This window comes from Ameyamaea chiangmaiensis (assembly GCF_013376175.1).
GTDB lineage: Bacteria > Pseudomonadota > Alphaproteobacteria > Acetobacterales > Acetobacteraceae > Ameyamaea > Ameyamaea chiangmaiensis.
Window position 1 is genome coordinate 1 of the sequence record NZ_JABXXR010000063.1, and the last position, 14,857, is coordinate 14,857.

Consider the following 14,857-nt stretch of genomic DNA (forward strand, 5'->3'; position numbering starts at 1 on the left):
CTGCGTGGGACGGGGCGGCCTGTGGCTTCGAGAGGGCCAGCACGCCGGCAGACGCGGATGTCTTGCTGGTCACCGGGGCGCTGACGCGCAGCATGGCCCCGGTTCTGGAGCGCGCATGGCATGCCATGCCCGGGCCGCGCGCGCTGGTCGCCGTTGGGGCCTGCGCCATAGACGGTGGGCCGTTTGGCGAAACCTATGCCACGCTCGGCGGTCTGGCGGGACGCGCCGTGAGCGATGTGGCAGTGCCGGGCTGCCCGCCCTCGCCGGACGCTATTCGCGCAGTGCTGTTGACGCTTCTGTCATAGGGCGGCATCGCTGTCGGGTGACGGTCTGTTACCGACACCCGAAAATACGAGATCCATTTGCCCGATGCCGTGTGTGCCTGCCATGAAGCCTGAACGACACCTGGTCCAGTCCCGCGCATGAGTCTGACGCGCGTCTTCATCCTGCGCCCGGTCGCGACGTCCTTGCTGGCGCTGGCGCTGCTGGTGGGCGGCCTGTTCGGCTATCGGGCGATGCCGGTCGCCGATCTGCCGAACATTGCGGTACCGGTGATCTATATTTTCGTAACCCAGCCGGGTGGCACGCCCGAACAGATCGCCGCCAGCGTGACCACGCCGCTGGAGCGTCGGCTGGGCACGATCGCCGGACTGAAGGACATCCAGTCGGATTCCCAGAGCGGGCAGGCGTTCCTGCTTCTGTTCTTCGACGATACGCGCAACATCGACGGTGCGGCGCGGGATGTGGAGGCCGCCCTGCAGGCCGCGCGCGCCGATCTGCCGACGACGCTACGCGACCCGCCGCAGTACTACAAAGCCAATCCGTCCGACTTTCCGATCATTCTGGCGGGTCTGACGTCGCGGACGCGCTCGCTTTCGACCCTGCGTGATCTGGCGCAGACACGCATGAAGCAGTCGCTGTCCCGCGTGAAGGGCGTGGGCTGGGTCGAGATGGTCGGAGCGGAGCCGCCTGCGGTACGTGTCGAGATCAATCCGTACGCGGCTTACAAATACGGCATCGGGTTTGAGGATATTCGCTCCGCGCTGGCATCGGCCAATGCCAACACGCCCAAGGGCGCGATCGAGCAGAACGGGATGCGTTTCGTTCTGCAGACCAACGACCAGGCGCGCGAGGCCGCGCAATATCGGGATCTGGTGGTGGCCTATCGCAGCGGCCGTCCGGTGCGGCTGGCGGACCTGGCCTATGTCCACGACGGCCCGCAGACTGACCGGCGTGCGGCGTGGCTCAACGGTCAGGAAGCGGTGCTGACGATCATCCGGCCCCAGCCGGGTGCGAACGTCATTCGCATTGCCGACGAGATCAAGGCGCATCTGCCCGAACTGCGCGCCGCCCTGCCGCCCGATGTGGATCTGACGATCGCCTCGGACCGATCGCAGACGATCCGCGCGGCTCTGGCCGACACGCAGCTGACGCTGCTGATCGCGGTCGGGCTGGTGGTGATCGTGGTGCTGATGTTCCTGCGCACCTGGCGCTCGACCCTGATCCCGGCCGTGACGGTGCCGATTTCGTTGGCCGGGGCGCTGATCTTCATGCACCTGATGGGGTTCACGCTCGATACCCTGTCGCTGATGGCGCTGACGATCGCGACGGGCTTTGTCGTCGACGATGCGATCGTGGTGGTGGAGAACATCGCACGCCATATGGAAGAAGGTATGACGCGGCGTGAGGCCAGCCTGCTGGGCGCACGCGAGATCGCGTTCACCATCGTGTCCATCACCATCTCGCTGATCGCGGTGTTCCTGCCGCTGCTGTTGCTGAGCGGCACGGCGGGCAAGATATTCTTCGAATTCGCCATGACGCTGGCACTGGCCGTTTCCGTCTCGATGGTGCTGTCGCTCAGTCTGACGCCGATGATGTGCGCGCTGCTGCTCGACGTGCACAAGGAAGGGGACACGGCTACCGGGGGTCCGCTGACGCGGCTTGCGCATCGCGTGTTCGATGGTGTCGAGGCGGGCATGATCGCGCTGGTGCGGTTCTATGTGCGGACGCTCGACGTCGCGCTGCGCTGGCGCTGGCTTGCGCTTTTGTCGTTGCCGCTGAGTTTCGGGTTAACCGTCGCGGTGGTGGTGATCATGCCCAAGACCATCCTGCCGGCCCAGGACATCGCCCTGATCCAGGGAATGGTGACGGGTGACGAAAGCACCTCGTTCGCGCAGATGGAGGCGAAGACACGCACGGCGCTGTCGGCGATGGCGTCCACTCCGGGCGTTCAGAGCGTGTTGGGTTTCGTCGGCGACGACGCGGCCAATCAGGCGCAGGTGTTCGGCGTTCTGACCGACAAGGCCGATCGCGCCCGCACGCCGGAGCAGATCGGACAGGCCGTTTCGGCGTCGCTCCGCTCGCTTGCGGGCGCGCGGGTGGTGATTTCGAACGCCGGTGATCTGAATGGTGGTGGCACGCGGCAGAAGGAAGGCGATTACAACTACGTTCTGCAGACCGACAACGCAGCCGATCTGTACCGCTGGGCGCCCATCCTGACCGACGCGTTGCGTCACTCGGCGATCCTGCGCGACGTGTCGACGCATCTGACCGATTCCGCCGTGGCCGCGTCGGTGTCGATCAAGCGCGACCAGGCCGCGCGCTATCTGATTACGCCGCAGCTTATCAGCAACACGCTGTATGATGCGTACGGACAGCGTACGGCGTCGGCGATTTCCACATCCCTGACCACCTACTACGTCGTCATGCAGCTTGCCGATCCGTATCGCATGAGCCCGGATGCCCTGAAATCGGCCTGGGTGTCCACGTCGGGCGGAACGCCGGGTGGCGGAACGGTGTCGAACTCCATCCGCGTCAACCTGCCGGATCAGACGACCAGCAAAGCCACGCAACTGAGCCAGCAATCCTTTCGCAACCAGATCCAGAACCGGCTGGCCGGGGGTGCCGGGGCGTCCAACGGTTCGGCGGTGTCATCCTCGGCCGAAACCATGGTGCCGTTCGGCGCCGTGGCGGATCTTGCCCTGACACCGACGCCGCTGACCATCAGTCACAAGGGCGGACTGCTGTCGGGGTCGATCAGTTTCAACCTTGCTCCCGGCCATGCGCTGGGGGAGGCGTCCGGCGTGATCCGCGCCGAAATGGCACGCCTGCACGTGCCTGACACGGTGCATGGCGGCTTCACCGGCGAGGCGGCCGATTACCGCGCGGCGATGATCAACGAGATACTGGTGCTGATCGCGGCCATCGCCACGATGTACGTGACCTTGGGGATCCTGTATGAAAGCTACATCCATCCGCTGACCATTCTGTCCACCCTGCCGTCGGCGTCGGTCGGTGCCGTGCTGGCGCTCTGGGTGTGCGGGCAGCAGTTTTCGCTGATCGCGATGATCGGCGTCATTCTGCTGACCGGGATCGTGAAAAAGAACGCCATTCTTCTGATCGATTTCGCCCTGCATGCGGAACGCACGCTCGGCCTGTCGCCCGAGGAAGCCATCCGGGCCGCGTGCGTCACGCGGTTCCGGCCTATTCTGATGACGACGCTGGCGGCGGCGTTCGGGGCGGTTCCGCTGATCGTCAGTAATGGATACGGGGCGGAGCTGCGCCGACCACTGGGAATTGCCGTGGTGGGCGGTCTGGCGATGAGCCAGCTGCTGACCCTTTATTCGACCCCGGTGGTCTATCTGCTGATGGATCGGATCGCGGGCGCGGTTCGGCGCCGTGTCACGGGGTGGCGGCAGCGTGTGGGGGCCTCGGGGCGGACGGCGCGTTCACGTTGACGATGGCCGCAAGGGATTAACACTGGGCGTTAACCTTATAGACACGTCTTGCTGCCAGTTTCGTGGAGGAGAGTACATCTATTAGGGGTGGCAATGGTGGCTGATCTTGTTAGCCTCGTGCGAGCCGATCACGACTTTGACTTCTGGCTCAACGCCATGGATCAGGTCATGGGGCTGGCGATTACTGATCTCGACGGTGTCATCACCTACGTCAATCCGAAGTTCAGTGCGATGTGCGGCTATCCGGCGGCCGAACTGGTGGGCCGCAGTCACCGCGTTCTCAACTCCGGATTTCATCCACCCGCGTTTTTCCGCGACATGCACACAACCATCCGTTCAGGCTCCGTCTGGAGCGGTACCATACGCGACCGCGCGCGCAACGGACGCACGTTCTGGGTTGCGACGACCATTCTCCCGCAGCTCGATCGCGAGGGCCGTATTTATGGTTTTGTGAGTTGCCGGTTCGATATCACGCGGGAAATCGAGGCAGGGGAAACGATGCGACGGCTCGCACGGGTGGATCCGCTGCTGGGCGTGCTGAACCGACTTGGCCTGCGCGAACATATCGAAGCCGGTGCCTGCAAGGAGCCCGGGGGGAGTGCCGACTGTGCACTGGTGCTTCTCGATCTGGATAACTTCAAATCCGTGAATGACAATTTCGGTCATCAGGCGGGCGACCGGCTACTTCAGGAGGTTGCGGCCCGCCTGTCGATGGTCCTGCATGTCGGGGACGTGTTGTCGCGCTTCGGGGGTGACGAATTCGCCCTGGTCGTCGGCCACTCTCTGGAGCGGTGCGATATCGAGCATTTTCTTGCGGACCTGACCAGTGTCATCGAAGTGCCGATCGAGATCGGCATCACACAGGTTATCATGAGCGCGAGCATCGGGTTCACGTTTCTGGACGGCGGGGCGAGCAACGCGGAAACGCTGATCGGCCATGCTGACCTGGCGTTGCGTGAAGCCAAGAGGGCCGGCGGTCGGACCATTCGCCGCGTGACGCCCGAGTTGCTTCAGGACGCCAGGCGTCGCAGCAACCTCATTCTCGATGCCCGGCAGGGCTTGGGACGTGCCGAATTCGAAGTGTTCTATCAGCCCATCTTTGACCTCGCACGACATGAATGCGTGTCGATGGAGGCGTTGATCCGCTGGCGGCATCCGCTGCTTGGCCTGATCGGGCCCGCGGTGTTCACCGACGTGCTGCGCAATTTCGAGCTTGTGAGCGCTATCGGCCGCTTTGTCCGTCGCGAGATGATTCAGGCGCTTGGCGCATGGCGGCGCAGCGGCGTCTTCTCGGGCCGTATCGCCATCAACCTGACGGTCGCCGATTTCAAGACGACATCGCTAACCCGGGAACTGCTTCACCTGTTGCATGAGCAGGGACTGGATGCGGGCTGTATCATCCTGGAAGTCACCGAGACGATGTTCCTCGACCAGAAGGACAATGTCGTGCGGGCCGAACTGGCACGTCTGGCGCATGAGGGGTTCGAGATCGCGTTCGACGATTTTGGCACCGGGTTCGCGTCCCTGACACATCTCAAGGAACTGCCGCTCAGTCGGCTCAAGATCGATCGAAGCTTCATCGCCGACCTCGAAAATGGTGGGTGCGATCGCGATATCGTGGGCGGGATCATCGACATCGCGCATCGTCTGGGCATGAAGGTCGTGGCGGAGGGCATCGAGACGACGATGCAACTCGAGATCCTGCGGGCGATGTCGTGCGACTACGCACAAGGCTTTCTTCTCGCGTCGCCGGTATGTGGATGCGACGTCCCGAGCGAACTGGAACGGGGGCGTCTCACGCTGCGGGCCATTGCGCTGGAGAAGAAGGCACAGGAAGCGGGCACCGCGGCGGGGAAGGACGGCGGATCCGCCAACTTTGCCCATATTACTGCGGCCTAGCGATCAGTGGCATGCCGCCTTGGCGTCTCCGCCGGGGCAGCCACATCGTGGTCTAGTGGCAGGAACCGCCACTGCATTTGGAGCAGGTGCCGCAGCCCGACCGCCGTGATGACGCCTGCTCCGCGCGGCGCATCAGGGACGCGCGGACTTGAACCGGAGCTCCGACGCCCTGTACCACGCCAGCCGCCGAGCGCCAGAACAGAGGCCCGCTCGCCGGGACGAGGCGACGCAGCCAGTAGAGCGAACAAGCCACGACGACCAGCGCGACGATTGCGATTTCCATCATGCGAGACCTCCTCCGAGCATCACGGCGATATGGTACGTCACGAACGACGCACCATAGGCCAGGCCAAAAAGATACGTGGCCGTGACGGCGACGATGCGCCAGGATCCTGTTTCACGCCGGATCGTCGCCAGCGTCGACACGCATTGTGGCGCAAAGACATACCATGCCAGAAGCGACAGCGCCGTCGCCACACTCCATTGGGCGTGGAGCAGGGGGGCCAGCCGTGATGCCGTATCGGCCTCGTCCGATCCCACCGCATAGACGGTGGCCAGCGCGCTGACCGCGACCTCACGCGCCGCAAGACCGGGAACAAGACCCACGCAGATCTGCCAGGTGAACCCGATCGGCGCCATGACGTAGAGCATGGCGTGCCCCAGCCAGCCCGCGATGCTCCACTCGATCGCGGGACCCGACGCGCCGGCGGGCGGTCGCGGGAAGCTCGACAACGCCCACAGCAAGACACTGAGCGACAGGATGATCGTGCCGACGCGTGACAGGAAGATACGCGCGCGCTGCCACAGTCCGAGTGCCAGATTGCGTAGCCCGGGGATGCGATAGGCCGGAAGCTCCATCAGCAACGGATGTTCCTGCCGCCCTTCGCGACTGCGCAACACGCGCGCGACGATTACGGCACTCAGGATGCCAGACAGATACAGGGCGAACAGGACCAGCCCCTGAAGATTGAATATACCCGCGACGTTTCGGTTCGGGATGAAGGCCCCGATCAGCAGGGTATAGACCGGCAGTCGCGCGGAGCAGGTCATCAGCGGCGCGATCAGAATGGTGACCAGCCGGTCGCGCGGATGCTGAATGGTGCGTGTCGCCATGATGCCCGGCACGGCGCAGGCGAAACTCGACAGCAGCGGGATGAAGGAGCGACCGCTCAGACCGGCCACGGCCATGAAACGGTCGAGGAGGAAAGCGGCGCGCGGCAGGTAGCCGGACTCCTCGAGCGTCAGAATCCACAGGAAGAGGATCAGGATCTGCGGCAGGAACACCACGACGCTGCCGGCGCCGGCGATGATTCCGTCGACCAGAAGGCTGCGGAGTGGCCCGGCCGGCAACACCATCTGAATGGCGTGGCCCAGCGACGCAAATCCTGCGTCGATCAGGTCCATGACCGGCTGCGCCCACGAGAAGACGGCCTGGAACATCAGGAAAAGCAGGGTAAACAGAATGACCAGCCCCAAGACCGGGTGAAGGACCCATCGGTCCAGCCTGTCCTCGAGCTGTTCGGTCTGTGGTGACGACCGGGACACGCAGTCGCGCAGCAATATCCGCACGTCCGCATGGAAATCGCGGTCGACGGTGCGCCGGTGGGGCGCGGGCGGCAGGGCGGCGTCCAGTTGGGACAGCAGCGCCTGTGCGCCTGTGCGCTGCACGGCAACCGCTTCCACGACCGGAATGCCGAGAGCCTCGGACAGGCGTTCGACATCGATGACCAGACCCCGCGCCCGTGCGGCGTCCATCATATTCAGCACCATGACGGTCGGGCGCCCGAGAGCCAGAACCTCAAGCACGAAGCGGAGATGCAGGCGCAGATTGGTCGCGTCTGTCACGCAGACCAGAAGTTCGGGCGGTGGCTCGCCTTTGTAACGGCCTGCACAGATATCGCGCGTGACGACCTCGTCCGGGCTGGTCGCGACCAGACTGTAGGCGCCGGGCAGGTCAAGCAGCCGGACCGACCGGCCGCCGGGCGTGATCAGACGCCCTTCCTTGCGTTCGACCGTGACGCCGGCGTAGTTGGCGACTTTCTGTCGGCTGCCGGTCAGAAGATTAAACAGCGCCGTCTTGCCACAGTTTGGATTGCCAACCAGCGCGACATTCAACGCCGTCATGAGCGAACGTCCCTCATGTGCGCCGGTCGTCTAGCACGATCCGGTTGGCTTCGGCGCGGCGCAGGGCAAAGCGGGTGAATCCGATGCGAACCGCAATCGGATCGCCGCCCAGCGGCCCCACGGCGACGACCTGAACCGGTTCGCCGGGTACGAATCCCAGGGCGCGCAGACGGTCGGCAACCGGGTCGAGGTCTTCGCGATCCTCGACCTGATCGATCGTAGCGGGAATGCCGGGTTCGAGCTCGCTGAGCCGCATGGAGGTGGGCCTGCTTTCGTTCAGGGTAGGCTGATATGAGAATGACACTTAATGCCGATGCCGTGGCGTGTCCATGTGCGGGCGCGGGAGGCGGGCGACACGTGGACGCCGGTCGGTGCGTCGTGGCGAAGCGGCGTTACCGTTCAGGCCGCGCGCAGGGCCGCGCAGGCACGGGCGAGGCGGAGCACGCCCTCGCGGAGACGATCGGGCGCGTTGAGCGTGAAGTTCAGCCGCACTGCGCGGCGAAATTGCCCATCAACGTCGAAGACGCTGCTGGGGGACACGCACACGCCTGCGTCCAATGCGTGATGCAGCAAGGTGTCGGTGTTGATGGCGCTGTCGCGTGCGACCGCCCACACGAACATCCCGCCGACCGGGATTTCCCATGTGAACCATGGGGCGAGAGACTCCTCGAGGGCGGCGATCAGGGCGTCCCGCCGCGGGCGGTACAGGGCGCGAAGCGTGGGTTGTATCCGCTCGATCAGCCCGGTCTGCAACGCCCCCAGCGCGACGTGCTGCGTCAGCCCGCTGGTGCAGAGGTCGGAGCCCTGTTTCGCGAGGGTCAGGGCCTGGATCATCTCGGGGGCGGCGATCATCCAGCCCACACGCAGGCCCGGCGCGATTTCCTTGGAGACCGTGCCCATGCGCACCACGGGCCCGTCATAGGGGCCGCCTTGCCCGTCCGCGTCGAGGTCGAGCAGTCCGGGCAGGGGGGTGCCGTCGAACAGCAGACCGCCATAGGGATCGTCCTCCACCAGCCAGGTCCCGCTGTGCCGCGCGGTCGTGACCAGGCGTTGGCGTATGTCCAGCGGCACCAGCCGTCCGGTGGGATTGGAGAAATTCGGCACGGTGTAGGCGAATTTGGACCCCGTGAACGCCGGGGCGGGGTCGAATGCCTCCGTCTCCAGGCGCATGGCGTGATAGCGCGGGGCGCGCGGACGCCACGCGTCGATGGCACCGAGGTAGGTCGGGCACTGGACGGCGATCCGGTCACCGGGATCGACCAGCACCTTACCGATCAGGTCGAGGGCCTGCATGCCACTGGTCGTGACCAGCACATTTTCGCGGGTAAGCGACAGGGCAGGTGTGGAGAACCTGGCCGCGATGGCGTCCCGGAGCGCGGGAAGGCCCTCAATGGCCGTGTAGCCAAGGGTTTCGGTCGGGTGGTCGAGAACGGCCTGCCGGGCGATGCGCGCCAGTTCCTCGGCGGGATAGGTCTGCGGTGCCGGGAGACCGCCGGCGAGGTTGATCATGTCCGGACGCGCGGAGGCCGCGAGAAAGACGCGTGTCACGTCGTTGGTCGACGAGAGCCAGCGGACGAAACCTGATGTGCGAGGCTTGCGCGAACCGCCATCCATCGAAGCACTGCGTCCAGGATTTATGAATGGGAAAGGCTGGCTCCCGAAGTAGGACTCGAACCTACGACCCAGCGATTAACAGTCGCTTGCTCTACCAACTGAGCTATTCGGGACCAGCGGGGCACCGTATAGCGAAGCGTTTTTCACGGGTAAAGCCCCTGTTTCGATTCTGGTGCGTGATTTTTGCCGTTGCCTGTCCGGGCGCGGCCGCAGCCCGCCCCGCGACGACCTCTTGCCGCGATGGGCGTGCGCTTTAGGATGGCGGATCGTTGTATCGCGCCTCTGGTGGGTTGCGGACTCGCGCGACCGGGGCAGGGGGCGGCCATGACGACAACCAGACCGGAGGGCGATCCCCCTGCCGGGTCGAAACGGCCATTGGCGTCGCGTCGCGCGCTCATGCTCGGTGGCGGGGCGGTCGTCGCGGGAGGGGTGGTGTCTCTGACGGCGGGCCACCTTGTGCATAATCACCGCCGGGCGGTGCTCGATGACCGCCCGCGCCAGATTGCGCTCGCGTGGCCCAACCCCGAACTGGACCCGGTCCTGACGGCGGCCCTGCAGAAGGATATCTTCGCCGCGCACAATCTTGACGTCAGCCTGATCGACTCGGTCGGCTCGGGGCGGCAGGCCATTGATGCGCTGCGCGACGGGCGCGCGGTGGTGGCGGCCGCGCCGGTCCTGACGTGGCTGCAGACCTTCGCGGGCGGTGTGCAGGATGCGCGTCTGTTTTGCGGGGCACGGCCTTGCACCTTCCGCCTTCTGGTTCGCAAGGCGGCGGGTATTCCGCGCGTGGACCAGATGAAAGGCCATTCCATCGCGATCTTGCGCGAAAATTCGGCGGATCGGCTGTTTTTCTCGATCATGCTCAAGCGCAAGGGCGTCGATCCCGCCGCCCAGATCACGTGGCGGCCGATGGGGCTGGACGATGTCGGGGCGGCGCTGCAGGATGGCTCGATCGATGCCGTGGCCGGGCATGACCCGATTATCTGGGAGGTGCTCCAGCGTTACCGGCCGCTGGTGAACGGTCTGTTCAACAGCGTCGACGGGAATTACGGCCAGCGGACCAACATGGCGCTGGCCATGTCGGCGCAGAGTTTCGCCGAGGATCCGGTCCTGGCCTCCGTTCTGGCCGCCAGCTTTCACGAAGCCGGGAAGTGGGTCGTGCGCAATCCGCAGGAAGCGGTGACGTTGCTGGCCGATCACACGCAGACGCTGGGCGCGGCGACGCTGCGTGAGATGTTGCTGCACGAACCGGCGCCGACGATCGCGCTGGGGCACGCTTTGAGGGTTCAGGTCGAGCAGTATATCGACGAACTGAAATTGCTCGACATGTTTCCCACTCTCGAAAACGCCACGAGTTATGCGCACAGGATCTGCGTCGATCTGCCGACCGAGTAACAGAATGGCGCGTGCGGCAACTTCCGGTTCTCGGCGTGGTTAGGATCCCATAACCACGGAGAACAGTCATGGTATATGGCACGACGAACGGCTCCGCTTCCGACGGCGGAGAGATCTGGATCACGGGACGCACCGACCTGATTGGGTCGGTCTGGAATCTCGACGATGCGTCCGAGCCGAAGAAGCCCGGGGATGCGCCGCGCAACCCGGCACGACCCGCGGGAGAGGATCACAAGGGTGGCTTCGACCCGTATCCCGACAAGTCGCCGGCCCGCGATCCTGGCGGCGACATGCCGCAAAAGGAGCAGTAGGCGTCGTAGCCTGATGACGCGGTCACCGATGACGAACCCCGGTCCTTCGACCGGGGTTTTCTTTTACGCGACCCCGGTTGGCCGTCCGGGTGACGTACTGGACGGCACGATGATATCAGGGCGTCATGACGCGTCAGTATGGCCTTGATCTGACTCAGGACGGGATCCGCGTCGCCTTCGATGCGCTGCCTGACGGGCCTCTGTGGCCGGGCTGTTCGGCGGTCCGGCCGGGTATGCCTGCGCCTGTGATCTGCGGCGCCGGGCGGCAGCGGCGTATGGCCCTGATGCTGTGGGGGCTGGTACCGTCCTGGGCGCGGGCGCTGGACAGGGCGTCTGCCCATGCGCGCGCCGAGACACTGGAGGATTCCGGCTTTTTTCGTGCGGCCTTCAAAGCGCGACGGTGCCTCGTGCCTGCCACCCATGTCCGGATCGGTACTGGCCGCCGGATGGAGCGTTGTGATGGTCGCCCGATGGCGCTGGCTGGACTGTGGGAGGCCTGGGGCTGGGAAGGCGACGTGCTGCACGGTTTTTCCGTCGTGACGCGCCCGGCGACGGCCGATCTGGCACCTGGCGCGGCACGGGTGCCGCTGGTGCTGTCGCCCGAGGACTGGTCGTGCTGGCTGTCGGGCCCTTCGCGTGCCGCGGCGGGGCTGTTGCACGGGATGGAAAGCGGGGTGCTGCGCGTTGTGTGACGATGGCCGGATGGCAGCACTGTCCGAGGCGCATGGGTTGCCCGTCAACCCCTTGCGATAGAACAAGGAAACCCCATCTTGACGACGTTACGGGTTGACCGTCGCCGGGTTTAAGGGGCGGTCTGGTTTTTGTGTCGCCTGATGAGGGACAGAAGAGAATGAATATAGAAAAGTTCACTGAACGCAGCCGTGGCTTTCTGCAGGCTGCGCAGACGATCGCCGTTCGCGATTTTCATCAGCAACTGACGACAGAGCATGTGCTCAAGGCGTTGCTGGATGACCAGGAGGGCGCGGCCAGCGCGCTGATCCGGGCGGCGGGTGGTGATGCCCCGTCCGTTCGGAACGCGACGGAACTTGCTCTGGCAAAGTTGCCGAAGGTGCAGGGCGGCGGCGCCGGCCAGCCGCAGGCGACGCCCGACTTCGTGCGCGTTCTGGATGCGGCTGAACGTGAGGCGCAGAAGGCGGGCGACTCATTCGTGGCACAGGATCGGCTGCTGGCCGCCATTGCCGGGTCTGAAACGGCCGCGGGCAAGGCCCTGCGTGACCATGGCGCGACGCCGCAGGCGCTGGAAAAAGCCATCGCGACGATCCGCAAGGGGCGCACCGTGACCAGCGAGAACGCGGAAGCCGGGTTCGATGCGTTGAAGAAGTATGCGCGTGATGTGACCGCGGTGGCGCAGCAGGGCAAGCTCGATCCCGTCATCGGTCGCGACGAGGAGATTCGTCGTGCCATTCAGGTGCTTGCGCGGCGATCGAAGAACAATCCGGTGCTGATCGGCGAGCCCGGAGTGGGCAAGACGGCGATTGTCGAGGGGCTGGCGCAGCGCATCGTCAACGGCGATGTGCCGGAGGCGCTGCGCAACAAGCGGCTGTTGTCGCTCGACATGGGCGCGCTGGTGGCGGGCGCGAAGTATCGGGGCGAGTTCGAGGAGCGTCTGAAGGCTGTTCTCAAGGAAATCGAGAGCGCCGAGGGTGAGGTGGTCCTGTTCATCGACGAGATGCACACGCTGGTCGGCGCGGGTCGCAGCGACGGCGCCATGGATGCGTCCAACCTGATCAAGCCGGAGCTTGCGCGCGGGACGTTGCATTGCATCGGTGCAACGACGCTGGACGAGTATCGCAAATATATCGAAAAGGACGCGGCTCTGGCCCGGCGTTTTCAGCCGGTCTTCGTGGGCGAGCCGTCGGTTGCGGATACGATCTCGATCCTGCGCGGGATCAAGGAGAAGTATGAGCTGCACCATGGTGTGCGGATCACCGATAACGCGCTGGTGGCGGCGGCAACCCTGTCGAACCGCTACATCACCGACCGGTTTCTGCCGGATAAGGCCATCGATCTGATGGACGAGGCTGCGAGCCGGCTGCGCATGCAGATCGACAGCAAGCCCGAAGCTCTGGATGAACTCGACCGGCGGGTGATCCAGCTCAAGATCGAGCGCGAGGCGATCCGCAAGGAGGACGACACGGCGTCGCGCGATCGTCTGGTGAAGCTGGAAGCTGAATTGGCTGATCTCGAAGAGCAGTCCAACGCCATGAGTGCCGCGTGGCATGCGGAGAAAGACCGCGTGAACGCGGTTCAGAAGGTGAAGGAGCAGCTCGATCAGGCACGCTCGGACGTGGAGGTCGCACAGCGTCGTGGCGATCTGGGGCGTGCGTCGGAGCTGATGTATGGCGTGATTCCGGGGCTGGAGGCACAGATCGCCACCGCACAGGAAGAAAGCGGGGATGAGGCGAAGAACGGCATGTTCACCGAAGCGGTGACCGATCAGGCCATTGCATCGGTCGTCTCGCGCTGGACCGGCGTTCCGGTGGACCGGATGCTGGAGGGTGAGCGGGCAAAGCTGCTGCGCATGGAAGACGAACTGCGTCGCAGCGTTGTGGGGCAGGAGCCGGCGCTGAAAGCGGTGGCCAACGCCGTGCGGCGTGCTCGGGCGGGTCTGCAGGATCCGAATCGTCCGATCGGCTCGTTCCTGTTTCTGGGCCCGACCGGCGTTGGCAAGACGGAGCTGACCAAGGCGCTGGCGCGGTTCCTGTTCGACGACGACAAGGCGTTGCTGCGGATCGACATGAGTGAGTTCATGGAGAAGCACGCGGTCTCGCGTCTGATGGGCGCGCCTCCCGGCTATGTCGGGTATGAAGAGGGCGGCGTGCTGACTGAAGCGGTGCGTCGGCGCCCGTATCAGGTCATCCTGTTCGATGAGGTCGAGAAGGCGCACGAGGATGTGTTCAATATCCTTCTTCAGGTGCTCGATGACGGGCGACTGACGGACGGGCAGGGGCGTACGGTCGACTTCCGCAACACCCTGATCATCCTGACCAGCAATCTGGGGTCTGACGTTCTGGCGCAGCAGCCTGACGGTGAATCCGCAGATCTGGTGCAGGCGCAGGTGATGCGGGTGGTACGCGACCATTTCCGTCCGGAGTTCCTCAACCGTCTGGACGAGATCATTCTGTTCTCCCGGCTACAGAAAGCGGACATGCGCTCGATCGTCGATATCCAGATCAGTCGGCTGCGCAGGTTGCTCGATGATCGTCACATCACGCTGGACCTGGATGATGCGGCGCATGATTGGCTTGGGAACGAGGGGTATGATCCGGTCTATGGCGCGCGTCCCCTCAAGCGCGTGATCCAGCGGGCGCTTCAGAACCCTCTGGCGGGCTTGCTGCTGGAAGGACGCGTGCACGATGGTGAGCGTGTCGAGGTGTCCGCTGATGCCACGGGTCTGACGATCAATGGGCAGGAGGTCGCCGACCTCTGAAGTTGCTTGCAGGACGGAAGTTTTTTCGGCGAAAAGGCGAAAAACTTCCGTCCGGTAAGGCAATGAAAAGCGGGGATAAGTGGTTTTTCCCCTGCTTTTCCGGCGGTCCATCATGTGGACGACTGAAATTTTACAGATCGTTGACAGAGGGGGCTCCAGCCCCTAAATACCCGCTCACCGGACGGCACTGACCTTCCGGCGGCTTCGAAAGAAGCGGTTCTTTGACAATTGAATCTGTTGAGGAAGGGATATGTTGGCGGCGTCCTTTCACTGGTTGGACTGAGGTCTGATTGGTGGGTTGGTTTGGATTTTTGTTCCGAGCTGAT

The 14,857-nt window shown here is 64.5% G+C and carries 11 protein-coding genes and 1 tRNA gene; 7 read left to right on the forward strand and 5 right to left on the reverse strand.

Annotated features, from left to right (window positions below; all coding sequences use genetic code 11):
• The 3 genes from HUK82_RS09335 to HUK82_RS09345 all read left to right on the forward strand — a co-directional run.
• A partial coding sequence (locus HUK82_RS09335) for an NADH-quinone oxidoreductase subunit B family protein (protein WP_456304199.1) occupies positions 1-305 on the forward strand: 305 nt, incomplete at its 5' end.
• Positions 306-422: 117 nt separating this feature from the next.
• Complete coding sequence (locus HUK82_RS09340; protein WP_176613705.1) at positions 423-3,737, forward strand: efflux RND transporter permease subunit; 3,315 nt, start codon at positions 423-425, stop codon at positions 3,735-3,737.
• A 93-nt stretch (positions 3,738-3,830) separates the two neighbouring features.
• A complete protein-coding gene (locus HUK82_RS09345) occupies positions 3,831-5,636 on the forward strand; it encodes a putative bifunctional diguanylate cyclase/phosphodiesterase (RefSeq protein WP_212647887.1) in 1,806 nt (601 codons plus the stop codon).
• Positions 5,637-5,688: 52 nt separating this feature from the next.
• Here HUK82_RS09345 and HUK82_RS09350 read toward each other — a convergent pair whose 3' ends face one another.
• From HUK82_RS09350 to HUK82_RS09370, 5 genes are all read right to left on the reverse strand, one after another.
• The gene (locus tag HUK82_RS09350; protein WP_176613707.1) at positions 5,689-5,922 is read right to left on the reverse strand and encodes a DUF6587 family protein; all 234 of its coding nucleotides are present in this window, start codon (positions 5,920-5,922) and stop codon (positions 5,689-5,691) included.
• On the reverse strand, positions 5,919-7,760 hold the full coding sequence (feoB, locus tag HUK82_RS09355; protein ID WP_176613708.1) for a ferrous iron transport protein B: 1,842 nt from the start codon (positions 7,758-7,760) through the stop codon (positions 5,919-5,921). The genes HUK82_RS09350 and feoB overlap by 4 nt, the downstream gene beginning before the upstream one ends.
• Before the next feature lie 13 nt (positions 7,761-7,773).
• Positions 7,774-8,016, reverse strand: a complete 243-nt coding sequence (locus HUK82_RS09360; RefSeq protein WP_176613709.1) for a FeoA family protein — start codon at positions 8,014-8,016, stop codon at positions 7,774-7,776.
• A gap of 143 nt (positions 8,017-8,159) precedes the next feature.
• On the reverse strand, positions 8,160-9,374 hold the full coding sequence (locus tag HUK82_RS09365) for an aminotransferase-like domain-containing protein (RefSeq protein WP_176613710.1): 1,215 nt from the start codon (positions 9,372-9,374) through the stop codon (positions 8,160-8,162).
• A gap of 37 nt (positions 9,375-9,411) precedes the next feature.
• A tRNA-Asn gene (locus HUK82_RS09370) sits at positions 9,412-9,487 on the reverse strand.
• A gap of 211 nt (positions 9,488-9,698) precedes the next feature.
• On the opposite strand from HUK82_RS09370, the gene HUK82_RS09375 reads away from it, so the two are divergent.
• The 4 genes from HUK82_RS09375 to clpB all read left to right on the forward strand — a co-directional run bounded on the left by HUK82_RS09375 (position 9,699) and on the right by clpB (position 14,531).
• Positions 9,699-10,769: an ABC transporter substrate-binding protein gene (locus HUK82_RS09375; RefSeq protein WP_176613711.1), complete on the forward strand. Its 1,071-nt coding sequence runs from the start codon at positions 9,699-9,701 to the stop codon at positions 10,767-10,769.
• 68 nt (positions 10,770-10,837) lie between these two features.
• On the forward strand, positions 10,838-11,080 hold the full coding sequence (locus HUK82_RS09380; RefSeq protein ID WP_176613712.1) for a hypothetical protein: 243 nt from the start codon (positions 10,838-10,840) through the stop codon (positions 11,078-11,080).
• 125 nt (positions 11,081-11,205) lie between these two features.
• Positions 11,206-11,772, forward strand: coding sequence for an SOS response-associated peptidase (locus HUK82_RS09385; protein WP_176613713.1), 567 nt, complete (start codon positions 11,206-11,208; stop codon positions 11,770-11,772).
• Between the two features lie 158 nt (positions 11,773-11,930).
• Entirely contained in the window at positions 11,931-14,531 is a 2,601-nt protein-coding gene (gene clpB / locus HUK82_RS09390; protein ID WP_176613714.1) for an ATP-dependent chaperone ClpB, read from the forward strand.
• The last annotated feature ends 326 nt before the right edge of the window (positions 14,532-14,857 follow it).

What these genes read in the sequence shown, in the direction of transcription:
- HUK82_RS09345 (WP_212647887.1), top strand. Translation starts at nt 3,831, where the DNA reads ATGGTGGCTGATCTTGTTAGCCTCGTGCGAGCCGATCACGACTTTGAC.
- HUK82_RS09365 (WP_176613710.1), bottom strand. Translation starts at nt 9,374, where the DNA reads ATGGATGGCGGTTCGCGCAAGCCTCGCACATCAGGTTTCGTCCGCTGG.
- HUK82_RS09350 (WP_176613707.1), bottom strand. Translation starts at nt 5,922, where the DNA reads ATGATGGAAATCGCAATCGTCGCGCTGGTCGTCGTGGCTTGTTCGCTC.
- HUK82_RS09385 (WP_176613713.1), top strand. Translation starts at nt 11,206, where the DNA reads ATGACGCGTCAGTATGGCCTTGATCTGACTCAGGACGGGATCCGCGTC.
- clpB (WP_176613714.1), top strand. Translation starts at nt 11,931, where the DNA reads ATGAATATAGAAAAGTTCACTGAACGCAGCCGTGGCTTTCTGCAGGCT.
- HUK82_RS09380 (WP_176613712.1), top strand. Translation starts at nt 10,838, where the DNA reads ATGGTATATGGCACGACGAACGGCTCCGCTTCCGACGGCGGAGAGATC.
- HUK82_RS09340 (WP_176613705.1), top strand. Translation starts at nt 423, where the DNA reads ATGAGTCTGACGCGCGTCTTCATCCTGCGCCCGGTCGCGACGTCCTTG.
- HUK82_RS09375 (WP_176613711.1), top strand. Translation starts at nt 9,699, where the DNA reads ATGACGACAACCAGACCGGAGGGCGATCCCCCTGCCGGGTCGAAACGG.
- HUK82_RS09360 (WP_176613709.1), bottom strand. Translation starts at nt 8,016, where the DNA reads ATGCGGCTCAGCGAGCTCGAACCCGGCATTCCCGCTACGATCGATCAG.
- feoB (WP_176613708.1), bottom strand. Translation starts at nt 7,760, where the DNA reads ATGACGGCGTTGAATGTCGCGCTGGTTGGCAATCCAAACTGTGGCAAG.